At 64.0% G+C, this 9,723-nt stretch carries 13 protein-coding genes; 9 read left to right on the forward strand and 4 right to left on the reverse strand.

Annotated features, from left to right (window positions below):
* Nucleotides 1-24: 24 nt before the first annotated feature.
* The gene (locus F753_RS45850; protein ID WP_031298358.1) at nt 25-1,182 is read right to left on the reverse strand and encodes a phospholipase D-like domain-containing protein; all 1,158 of its coding nucleotides are present in this window, start codon (nt 1,180-1,182) and stop codon (nt 25-27) included.
* Nucleotides 1,183-1,479: 297 nt separating this feature from the next.
* On the reverse strand, nt 1,480-2,388 hold the full coding sequence (locus tag F753_RS45855; protein WP_031298359.1) for an acyl-CoA dehydrogenase middle domain-containing protein: 909 nt from the start codon (nt 2,386-2,388) through the stop codon (nt 1,480-1,482).
* Between the two features lie 186 nt (nt 2,389-2,574).
* Between F753_RS45855 and olsB the strand changes: the two genes are divergently transcribed.
* From olsB to F753_RS45870, 3 genes are read left to right on the forward strand one after another with little or no spacing between them, the layout of a single operon-like run.
* Nucleotides 2,575-3,321 carry an L-ornithine N(alpha)-acyltransferase gene (gene olsB, locus F753_RS45860; protein WP_023446828.1) on the forward strand — a complete coding sequence of 249 codons (747 nt, stop codon included), beginning with the start codon at nt 2,575-2,577 and terminating at the stop codon, nt 3,319-3,321.
* A complete protein-coding gene (locus F753_RS45865) occupies nt 3,322-4,083 on the forward strand; it encodes a lysophospholipid acyltransferase family protein (RefSeq protein WP_023446829.1) in 762 nt (253 codons plus the stop codon).
* A gap of 34 nt (nt 4,084-4,117) precedes the next feature.
* Nucleotides 4,118-4,690: an acyl carrier protein phosphodiesterase gene (locus F753_RS45870; protein ID WP_023446830.1), complete on the forward strand. Its 573-nt coding sequence runs from the start codon at nt 4,118-4,120 to the stop codon at nt 4,688-4,690.
* Nucleotides 4,691-4,705: 15 nt separating this feature from the next.
* Here F753_RS45870 and F753_RS45875 read toward each other — a convergent pair whose 3' ends face one another.
* The gene (locus tag F753_RS45875; protein WP_023446831.1) at nt 4,706-5,482 is read right to left on the reverse strand and encodes a class II aldolase/adducin family protein; all 777 of its coding nucleotides are present in this window, start codon (nt 5,480-5,482) and stop codon (nt 4,706-4,708) included.
* A 104-nt stretch (nt 5,483-5,586) separates the two neighbouring features.
* Nucleotides 5,587-6,039: a flavodoxin gene (locus tag F753_RS45880; protein WP_023446832.1), complete on the reverse strand. Its 453-nt coding sequence runs from the start codon at nt 6,037-6,039 to the stop codon at nt 5,587-5,589.
* 233 nt (nt 6,040-6,272) lie between these two features.
* Between F753_RS45880 and F753_RS45885 the strand changes: the two genes are divergently transcribed.
* The 6 genes from F753_RS45885 to cysZ all read left to right on the forward strand — a co-directional run.
* Nucleotides 6,273-6,899, forward strand: a complete 627-nt coding sequence (locus tag F753_RS45885) for a PilZ domain-containing protein (protein WP_023446833.1) — start codon at nt 6,273-6,275, stop codon at nt 6,897-6,899.
* A 66-nt stretch (nt 6,900-6,965) separates the two neighbouring features.
* The gene (gene folM / locus F753_RS45890) at nt 6,966-7,670 is read left to right on the forward strand and encodes a dihydromonapterin reductase (RefSeq protein ID WP_023446834.1); all 705 of its coding nucleotides are present in this window, start codon (nt 6,966-6,968) and stop codon (nt 7,668-7,670) included.
* 18 nt (nt 7,671-7,688) lie between these two features.
* Nucleotides 7,689-8,063 carry a dihydroneopterin triphosphate 2'-epimerase gene (gene folX, locus F753_RS45895; RefSeq protein ID WP_003285881.1) on the forward strand — a complete coding sequence of 125 codons (375 nt, stop codon included), beginning with the start codon at nt 7,689-7,691 and terminating at the stop codon, nt 8,061-8,063.
* A gap of 76 nt (nt 8,064-8,139) precedes the next feature.
* On the forward strand, nt 8,140-8,433 hold the full coding sequence (locus F753_RS45900; protein ID WP_031298361.1) for a DUF1244 domain-containing protein: 294 nt from the start codon (nt 8,140-8,142) through the stop codon (nt 8,431-8,433).
* Nucleotides 8,430-8,768: a HopJ type III effector protein gene (locus F753_RS45905; RefSeq protein WP_023446836.1), complete on the forward strand. Its 339-nt coding sequence runs from the start codon at nt 8,430-8,432 to the stop codon at nt 8,766-8,768. Before F753_RS45900 ends, F753_RS45905 begins: the two co-directional genes overlap by 4 nt.
* Before the next feature lie 236 nt (nt 8,769-9,004).
* A partial coding sequence (gene cysZ / locus F753_RS45910) for a sulfate transporter CysZ (protein WP_023446837.1) occupies nt 9,005-9,723 on the forward strand: 719 nt, incomplete at its 3' end.

Here is a 9,723-nt window from a genome sequence, read left to right on the forward strand (position 1 = left end):
GCATTGCTCCGTGACGCGGCGGCTTCAGCCACCGCGGTTGAAGATGTTTACCAGCAGCCGGTCCAGCCAGCCCCACATGCGCTGGTAGAGGCGCAGGTGCAGCGGTCTGGCGTACCAGCTTTTAATGTCGATTTCGATACTGTCCTGAAAATCGCGCTCGAAGCATGCCTGCACCTGGGCACTCAACGCAGCATCGATGGCCTCGAGATTGGCTTCCAGATTCCAGCGCAGGTTCCAGTGATCGAAGTTGCAAGAGCCGACGCTGACCCAGTCGTCAACCAGCACCATTTTCAGGTGGGAAAAGTGTGGCTGATATTCATGGATTCGCACGCCGGCACGCAGCAGCCGTGGATAGAAACGCTGCCCGGCGTAGCGCACCGGCGGGTGATCGGTATTGCGACTGGTCAGCAGCAGGCGCACGTCCACCCCGCGACGCGCCGCCCGGATCAGTGCCCGGCGCACCTTGCCGGTAGGCAGGAAATACGGTGTCGCCAGCCAGATGCGCGTCTGCGCGCGCCGCAGGTTGCGCAACAGGCTGTGCAGTATGTCGCGGTGCTGACGCGCCGCCGCATAGGCGACGCGCCCTAGCCCCGAGCCACTGGGCAGCACTGGAATGCGCGGCGCACCACTGGGCAGGGGCAGCTGCCAGATACGCCGCTTCAGGCAATGCACCCACTGGGTGTCGAACAGGTCCTGCCAGTCCTGCAGCAGCGGGCCGGTCATCTCGACCATCACCTCATGCCAATGCACGTCGGGCTCATCAGGACGCCAGAATTCGTCGGTGACACCGGTGCCGCCGACATAACCGATGCAGCCGTCGACCAGCAGCAGCTTGCGGTGGTCACGATGCAGGTTGCGCAGCCTCAGGCGGAGCGAAAGCGGGTTATAGAGACGCAGCTCGACGCCAGCGGCGGTCATTCGATCACGATTGACCTGGCTCATCTTCAGGCAGCCGAAACCATCGAACAGGCAACGCACCCGAACGCCGCGTGCCGCCGCACGCAGCAGCGGCTCCAGCAGGCGGTCGAGACAAGCGCCGTCCTCCACCAGATAGAGTTCGAGATCGACCCGGCGCTCGGCGCGCTCGATGGCATCGAGCATGGGCGGGAAGAACCCCGGCCCGTCTATCAGCAGGCGGAACTGATTGTCGCTGCGCCAGGGGAACACCGCTCCAGCGAGCATCACAGGGCGGCACCCCGCGTAGAGCCAGATGACGTCAGGCACAGCGACGAAGCGGATGAGCAACGAAATGACATGAAATCCCTTTTTCCGGACGGCATCCAAGGGCAGCGGCCTCGATACCGCCGCTCTGCACTGGGGGTGCTGAACGAGCAGTTGGCTAGCTTACCCGGGCGTTCGAGCAAGGCAAGGCAGCAGGTCAGACCGCCGCAGCGGAAGAGCCGCCGTGAAATACGATTTTCTATAGGCCCGACTCGCCTGGGCAGAGTTCCCAGCTGTTCGCCGGCGCGCGCCCTGCCTTCAACTGCCTACTGAAGATTCGAGCCCGAGCGCGGCAAGCGCCTGTTCCAGACGGCGCGCCTGGGCATCGCGCGCCAAGCCCAGCACTGCGCGATCACGCCGCCACAATGCGCCCCGGGGCCCCTGCGAATCCGCCAGCGCCCTGTCCACCTCAGGTTGCAGCGCAGCGAGCTGCTCGAGCAACGCGGCCAGCAGCAGATGAGTGGCTGGCTCATGGGCTGGCCGCCGCGCGACCTCTGCCGCAGCCGCAAGAACGCCGAGCAGACGCAGTACCAGCGCGCGCGGCCACTGCTCAAGCAGCGCCACACCGTAGAGCCACGCAGCCAGCGCCGCCAGCACATATAGATCCTCGTGGCTGCGGAACGGTTTGACGTACTCGCTCCAGCCGTCACCAGGCAAGCGTTTCCCAGCAGCCTGCTCAAGGCTCAATCTGCCATGCGCGATATCCGGCACGATCGGCAGATCCGGCCCGGCCACCAATGACACGCCGGCACCGGACGGCTCCACGACAAACAATCCGAGGCGCGGTGACTCACCGGCCCCCTCCTCCCGGGCCGAAACGAGCAGCCATTGCGCCGCGTCGCCCGCCGTCACGAAATCCTTGCTGCCAGTGAGCTGGCCGTTCTCGCAACGCGTCGCCATGTCGGCCGGCCGCAACTTGCGCCGCTCCGTCGTGCATAGCGCGCCAAGCCCGGGCGGCGCATCCGGCCAGAGCGCCCGCAGGGCTGCCTGGTATCCCGCGAGAAAGGCCAGCCCCGGCGTGGTCGCCAGCCGGCCGCCGTAGACCGCTTGACTGAACGAGCCCGTACTTCCGGCACCGTCACACACGGCCTGGTACCAGTCGCGCAGCCCTGAGGTTGCAGCAACCGGCTGCAGCGGCCCGATCAATCGTTTCCAGGGCATCTTCATCTCCAAAGGTTCTGCAATTACCGGCCACTGGCTCCCGCCGTCATCCAACCATCATCCGAACGTCACAGTGGCGACACGCCCTGCTCCTAGCCTGATCACGCCAAACCAGCGAGCCCAACGATAACAACCAGACGCTCGCGTTGCATCGCCAACCCGCCACTACCCCGGCGGACAAGGAGACAGAGCATGAATGCCATCGTCGACCCACGCAGCACGCGTCAACTTCGAGCCGAACGTTTGGAAGGCGAACGGGCCCTCCGCGAAGCCCAGGCCCTGCGTTATCGGGTCTTCAGCAGCGAGTTCGATGCCCAGCTCAATGGCGCCGAGCTCGGGCTGGACATGGACGATTTCGACATTCACTGCCGGCATATCGGTGTACGTGATCTGGCAAGTGGAGAGCTGGTCGCCACCACCCGCCTGCTCGATCACCTCACCGCCAAGCAGCTCGGGCGCTTCTACAGCGAAGGAGAATTTGCCCTGCATGGCCTGGCGAACATCAACGAACCGGTGCTGGAGATCGGCCGTACCTGCGTGGCGCCGGCTTATCGCAATGGTGCGACCATTGCGGTGCTGTGGAGCGAACTGGCCGAGGTGCTCAACCAGGGTGGCTATCGCTACCTTATGGGGTGCGCGAGCATCCCGATGCGCGACGGTGGCATCCAGGCCCGAGCGATCATGCAACGACTGCGCGACAGCCACCTGAGCACTGAACTGCTGCACGCTGAGCCGCGAACACCACTTCCCGAACTGGAATTGCCGGACAACGTCACTGCCCAGCTGCCGCCGCTGCTCAAGGCCTATATGCGCCTCGGCGCGAAAATCTGTGGCGAACCCTGCTGGGACCCGGACTTCCAGGTCGCCGACATATTCATCCTGCTCAAGCGCGAAGAGCTGTGCCCGCGCTACGCTCGCCACTTCAAGGCAGCGGTATAGATGGCGCGGTTGCGCCTGCTGCGGGTCGCCGCGGCGATCCTGCTGGGGTTGCTGTTGGCGGCCGCACTGGGTCTCGGCGACCGCCTCGCGCTACGTACCTCGCTGCAACGCAGGCAACAGCTGACCCGCTGGTTCATGGTTCGCCTGGCCGCCGCGCTGCCCTATCGCGTACGCATCATCGGTCAGCTACCAGCTCAGCCGATGCTGTGGGTCGCCAACCATGTTTCCTGGTGCGATATCCCGCTGCTGGGAATGCTGCGGCCGCTGTCGTTCCTGGCCAAGGCCGAAGTCGCACGCTGGCCCGTGCTGGGCTGGCTGGCACGCCAGGCTGGCACGCTGTTCATCCGCCGCGGCGCCGGCGATGCCGCGCAGATCAATCAGCAGCTGGCCAACCACCTCACCCAGGGCCGCCACCTGCTGATTTTCCCTGAGGGCACCTCGACCGACGGCAGCAACGTGCGCACCTTCCACCCCCGGCTGTTCGCCTGCGCGATAGAGGCCGGCTGTGCCGTTCAACCCGTGGCTATCCGCTATCTGCGCAACGGCAAGTCCGACACCTTGGCCCCCTTCATCGGCGACGACGAACTGCCCGCGCACCTGCGCAGGCTGTTGGCCAGCGACGTGGCAGAAGTAGAAATCCAGCTGCTGGCGCCGATACCCGTTGCCTCACTCAGTCGCAGGGCTCTCGCCGAGCAAGCACAGCGGGCCATCGAGCGGGCACTGTCTGGGGAGGCGCAGGAGGCCGCGCGCGAGGCCGCATAGCGACCTCCTGTCGAGGCTGCGCTAAGCTTCGCCCATGAACTATCTCGCTCATCTTCATCTTGGCGGCCCCGGCCCCGCTGACATGCTCGGCAGTCTTTACGGGGACTTCGTCAAAGGTCCGCTGCAGGGCCGCCTGCCGGCCCAGATCGAAGCAGGCATCCGTCTGCATCGGCAGATCGATGCCTTCACCGACAGCCATCCGCTGGTGCTGCAGGCCAAAGCGCGCTTTCCCAGCGAGCGTCGCCGCTACGCCGGGATACTGCTGGACCTGTTCTTCGATCATTGTCTGGCGGCGAACTGGGCGGATTACTCCGGCGAACCGCTGGACCAGTTCACCCGGCGCGCCTACCGAGCGCTGGCCGATGAGCCCGCGCTGCCTGGCAAGCTCGCCGTGATCGCACCGCATATGGCGGCACACGACTGGCTCGGTAGCTACCGTGAATTCGAGGTACTGGGCAGGGTGCTGGCGAACATGGGCCGTCGCCTGAGCCGGCCGGATGGCCTGGCCGGCGGGCTGGAAGAACTGGAACAGCTGTACGACCCGCTGCTCGAGGACTTCCGCCACTTCTATCCGCAGCTGCAGCAATTCGCCAAGGCGGCGATGTAGCGCGAACGCCCCGTATTACTGCGCATAGCCCGGGCTTTGCGCATCCAGCTTGCGCAACAGACCGGGCCATGCCAGCGCACCGCCCATGCCCGAGCGAGTGCGGGTCACGCCCGCTGCCATGGCCTTCGCACCGGCCAGAATCTGCTCCGGAATGGCGATCAGCTCGCTGCCACCGGCCTGCGCCATGACCTGGATTTCACAGGCGCGCTGGAAGATGAACATCATCAGAAAGGTATCGGCGATGCTGCTACCGCAGGTCAGCAGACCGTGGTTGTGCAGCAGCATGAAAGCGGTTTCGCCAAGATCGGCCTGCAGACGCGCTTTCTCGTCGTGATTCAGCGCCACACCCTCATAGCCGTGCGTCGAAAGGCTGGCCAGCACGAACAGTGACTGCTGGCTGATCGGTAGCACGCCCTGACGCTGGGCCGAGACCGCCACCCCGGCGGCGGTATGTGTGTGCATGACGCAGGCGACGTCGTGGCGAACCTCATGCACGGCGCTGTGAATGGTGTACCCAGCGGGATTGATCTCGTACGGGCTGTCCGTCACTTTGTTGCCGGCCAGATCGACTTTCACCAGGCTGGACGCGGTGATTTCGTGAAACATCAGCCCGTATGGGTTGATCAGAAAGTGATCGGCTTCGGGAATCTTGGCCGAGATGTGCGTGAAGATCAGGTCATCCCAGCCATGCAGCGCGACCAGTCGGTAACAGGCCGCCAGATCGACCCGCGCCTGCCATTCGGCGGGGCTCACTTGGGTTTCCAAAGAAGGCAAAGCGTGCAGCGCAGTCATCGAGGGCACCTCTTGTTATTGTCGTGAAGATGCCCTGGATTCTAGCCAGCCGCTACTGGCCCGGCAGTTGCTCTTGCAGCCAGGCCGCTGACCCGGCGAGCCACTCAGGCACGCAAGGCCGCCGCGAAGGTTTCCAGCCACGGTTCGGCGTCGCTTTCCGGCGTGACCGTCTCGCTGGCATCGAGGCGCAGCATCGCCACGACTTCTCGCACGCCGAGCTCGGCATAGAGCTCACGAATCAGCTCGCCGCCAGCACAGAAGGTGTCGCCGTAGCTGGCATCGCCAAGGGCGATGACGCCTCCGGGCAGGCCACTCCACGCGGGAAACTGATCACGGATTGTCGAGTACAACGGAATGAAGCTGTCCGGCAGCTCACCCATGCCGGTGGTCGAGGTCACGACCAGCAGCGCTTCGGGGGCGAAATCGAGAATCTGTGGCAGCTGGGCGCGGGGATCGTGCCAGGTTTCGAAACCGGCGGCTTTCAGCTGGTGTTCGGCGTGACGGGCGACATCTTCGGCGGTGCCGTAGACGCTCCCGGAAAGAATGGCGACTTTCATGTGCGCTCCGAGGCAATCAAAGCTGCGCATTATGCCGCAATCACCAAGTCTGGTCGGCACACCCTGCTCAGGCGAAGCCGTCCATCCAGAAAACGTGCAGCCTGCGGAACCACTGTCGATCGCATTTGTCATAGGGCCGATTGCCCCACCGCGACCATACCGGTTGCAGGCGTATAGCGGCCCCGCCGCTCGACGCCAAACGTGGAGGGCACTGTCCCTCCGAGGGTATCCGCATGGCGGAAGAGACGATTCTCAGCAAAGACGAACTGACCTTCATCCGCAAGTTGATGCAGCGCAACGGCAGCACCAGCGCTGAGCGCACGACAGGCTTTCGGATCGACGGCGGCGCGCAATCCAACGAATTGCTGCTGCAGCTGGCCGCTCGCGCCAATCTGTCGTTGCAGGCGGAGTTCGAGGATTTCCGCATGTCCTTTCCGCTGCAGCTCCGAGAAGACGAACTACACAGCCTCGACCTGCAGCTGGCACCTCCGGTGATCTACGAGCGCGGGCCAACCACGCGTGCCTGGCGCCTGCACCTGGACCAGCCGCTGCCTCTGCTGGAAAACGATGGTGGTGAAAGCTCGCTCAGCGTGCACGAGCTGTCTCCGCACGGCCTGCTGGTGGATGCCGGCGGACACCGCAAGCCACCCAAGCACTTCCACCTGCGCCTGGCGCTGCCCGACGACGGCCCGCTGGAAATCGATGCCCATCGCGTTCGCGAGCTGACCGGCGGGCGGGCCGCCTACGAAGTCGAATTCACGCAGGAAAAGGACGCCGAGCGGATCCGCTCCTTCCTCTATCGCCAGCATCAGCGCCTGCACCCAGATTTGCAGCCAGAGCTGCCGGCCGATCTGGTGTAAGCTGCCACGCCTGTAGCGACCGCCTCAACCTGTGGGCGGTCCGCCCATTACAGGCAGTGGATTTTCATGCATCAGGCCCCGATTCTCATCACCGGAGCCAGCCAGCGGATCGGGCTGCATTGTGCCGAGCGACTGCTGGAAGACGGCTTTCCGGTCATCGTTACCTACCGTCGCGAACGCGACAGCATCGACCGGCTTCGCGCCTTGGGCGCACAGGCGTTGCAGGCAGACTTCAGCGACGAAACCGGCATCACCACCTTTATCAGCGCTCTCAAGCAGCAGACCGACTGCCTGCGGGCCATCGTGCACAACGCCTCCGAATGGCGCCCGGATACCCCCGGGCAGGAAGCCGAGGCGTTCCGCCAGCTGTTCCAGGTGCATATGCTCGCGCCCTACCTGATCAACCTGCACTGCGCCGAACTGCTGCGCCACGGCGGGCCGGCGGACATCGTCCACATCGGCGACGACGTGACCCGCAAGGGCAGCAAGAAGCACATCGCCTATGCTGCGAGCAAAGCGGGCCTGGACAACCTGACACTATCTTTCGCCGCCAGCCTGGCGCCGGCGATCAAGGTCAATGGCATCGCCCCGGCGCTGATCCAGTTCAACCCGGACGACGACGCCGAATATCGCCGCAAGGCGCTGGCCAAATCCGCGCTGGGCATCGAACCCGGTGCCGAGGTGATCTACCAGAGTCTGCGCTACCTGCTCGACAACCCTTATGTCACCGGCACCACACTGACCGTGAACGGCGGCCGCCACCTGATCTGAAGACTGCAAGGAGTCCCCATGCCCCGACTGGAACCCGCGATGGCCCGCATCCGCGTCAAGGACCTGCGGCTGCGCACCTACATCGGCATCAAGGAAGAGGAAATCCTCAATCGCCAGGACGTGCTGATCAACCTGACGATGCTCTACCCCGCTGCGGAAGCGGTGCGCGAAAACGACATCGAACAGGCGCTGAACTACCGCACCATCACCAAGGCGATCATCCAGCACGTCGAAGACAACCGCTTCGCCCTGCTCGAGCGGCTGACCCAGGAAATTCTCGACCTGGTCATGCGCTACCCGCAGGTGCGCTACGCCGAAGTGGAAGTCGACAAACCCCACGCGCTGCGCTTCGCCGAGTCCGTATCGATCACCCTGGCTGCGCATCGGGATTGACCCTGCGCAAGGCTGGCCGGCTCACTGACGCAAGGTTATGATCCGGCCGACCTCAGCCAACGCCGAGACCCACGAGATGAACGATCAAGAACGCACCGAACTGGAAGCCGCAGCCTTCCGCCGCCTGGTCCAGCACCTGCGCACCCGTCCCGATGCCCAGAACATCGACCTGATGAACCTCGCCGGTTTCTGTCGCAACTGCCTGTCGAAATGGTACAAGGCCGCCGCAGACGATCTGGACGTCGAACTCAGCATCGACCAGGCCCGCGAAGAGGTGTACGGAATGCCGTACAGCGAGTGGAAAAAACGCTATCAGAAGGAAGCGTCTGCCGAGCAGCAGGTCGCTTTCGACAAGGCCCAGAAAGAATGAACGACCTGAAGGACTTCCGCGCCAGCCTGCGCAATCGCAACCACGCATTCAGCGAAACGCTTGCCTTCATCGAGGGCGCTTACGACTACCAGCCGAGCCGCTTCGTCAACGGCACACTGGAGAACGCTGCCGGCGAGAACGAAGGTTCCTGCAAGACGCTGGGCCTCGCATTGCTTGAAGACTTCACGACGGAAGAAGCGCTGCTTGCGTTCGGCGAGCACTATCAGGCGGTCCTGGCCGACCCGAACGGCAGCGACCACCGCAACATTCGCGCGCTCATGGAAACCGGCCTGCCGGGCGTGCGTTTCGACACCCAACCGCTCAAGCGCAAGTAACGCGCATCCTTTCGACGGATCGAGCCGGCTATGCCGGCTCAATGGGAATAAAAAGGGTCATCCCAAGCACTTGGGGAAGGCTGAAGGAGCGGATGACCCGAAAAACGTTGAGCGCCACCTTAGCTATCCGCCAAGGCCGTGGATAATTCAGGTTCTGCATACACCCCATAGTCATCGACTATCCCGCTGCGCTACGCCCCTCTCGACGAAACCCTGCCCTTTTTCAGGAGACGCCAATGCCCGTATCCGCCCTCTCCGGCCCGCAATACCTTCGCGAAGGCCTGCGCCTGGTGCTCAGCCCGGGGCTGCGTCTGTTCGTGATCCTGCCGCTGACGGTGAACGTGCTGCTGTTCTTCGGCCTGATCTGGTTCGCGGTCGGCCAGTTCAGCGGCTGGGTCGACACCTTCATGCCCAACCTGCCGACCTGGCTCGCCTTTCTCGAATACATCCTCTGGCCGCTGTTCGTCGTGCTGGTGGTACTGATGGTGTTCTTCAGCTTCACCATGCTGGCCAACATCATCGCCGCACCGTTCAACGGCTTTCTGGCGGAAAAGGTCGAGGTAGTGGTGCGCGGCGAAGACGCAGCGCCGCCTTTCAGCTGGGCCGAGCTGCTGGCCATGCTGCCCCGCACGATTGGCCGCGAGCTGCGCAAGCTGGGCTATTTCGCACCGCGCGCGCTGGCGTTGCTGGTGCTTTCATTCATCCCCGTGCTGAACCTTGTTGCCGCGCCTTTATGGCTGCTGTTCGGCGTGTGGATGATGGCAGTGCAATACATCGACTACCCGGCGGACAACAACAAGCTGAGCTGGGCGGACATGATGGGCTGGTTGCGCCAGCGACGCTGGCAGAGCCTGAGCTTTGGTGCGGTGACTTATGCGGCGTTGCTGGTGCCGGTCCTGAACCTGCTGATCATGCCGGCGGCCGTCGCGGGGGCGACGCTGTTCTGGGGAAGGGA

The organism is Stutzerimonas chloritidismutans AW-1, assembly GCF_000495915.1.
In the GTDB taxonomy this organism is placed as follows: Bacteria; Pseudomonadota; Gammaproteobacteria; order Pseudomonadales; family Pseudomonadaceae; genus Stutzerimonas; species Stutzerimonas chloritidismutans.

What these genes read in the sequence shown, in the direction of transcription:
- F753_RS45850 (WP_031298358.1), bottom strand. Translation starts at nt 1,182, where the DNA reads ATGCTCGCTGGAGCGGTGTTCCCCTGGCGCAGCGACAATCAGTTCCGC.
- olsB (WP_023446828.1), top strand. Translation starts at nt 2,575, where the DNA reads ATGAATGCCATCGTCGACCCACGCAGCACGCGTCAACTTCGAGCCGAA.
- folX (WP_003285881.1), top strand. Translation starts at nt 7,689, where the DNA reads ATGCCCCGACTGGAACCCGCGATGGCCCGCATCCGCGTCAAGGACCTG.
- folM (WP_023446834.1), top strand. Translation starts at nt 6,966, where the DNA reads ATGCATCAGGCCCCGATTCTCATCACCGGAGCCAGCCAGCGGATCGGG.
- F753_RS45855 (WP_031298359.1), bottom strand. Translation starts at nt 2,388, where the DNA reads ATGAAGATGCCCTGGAAACGATTGATCGGGCCGCTGCAGCCGGTTGCT.
- F753_RS45905 (WP_023446836.1), top strand. Translation starts at nt 8,430, where the DNA reads ATGAACGACCTGAAGGACTTCCGCGCCAGCCTGCGCAATCGCAACCAC.
- F753_RS45885 (WP_023446833.1), top strand. Translation starts at nt 6,273, where the DNA reads ATGGCGGAAGAGACGATTCTCAGCAAAGACGAACTGACCTTCATCCGC.
- F753_RS45900 (WP_031298361.1), top strand. Translation starts at nt 8,140, where the DNA reads ATGAACGATCAAGAACGCACCGAACTGGAAGCCGCAGCCTTCCGCCGC.
- F753_RS45875 (WP_023446831.1), bottom strand. Translation starts at nt 5,482, where the DNA reads ATGACTGCGCTGCACGCTTTGCCTTCTTTGGAAACCCAAGTGAGCCCC.
- F753_RS45870 (WP_023446830.1), top strand. Translation starts at nt 4,118, where the DNA reads ATGAACTATCTCGCTCATCTTCATCTTGGCGGCCCCGGCCCCGCTGAC.
- F753_RS45880 (WP_023446832.1), bottom strand. Translation starts at nt 6,039, where the DNA reads ATGAAAGTCGCCATTCTTTCCGGGAGCGTCTACGGCACCGCCGAAGAT.
- F753_RS45865 (WP_023446829.1), top strand. Translation starts at nt 3,322, where the DNA reads ATGGCGCGGTTGCGCCTGCTGCGGGTCGCCGCGGCGATCCTGCTGGGG.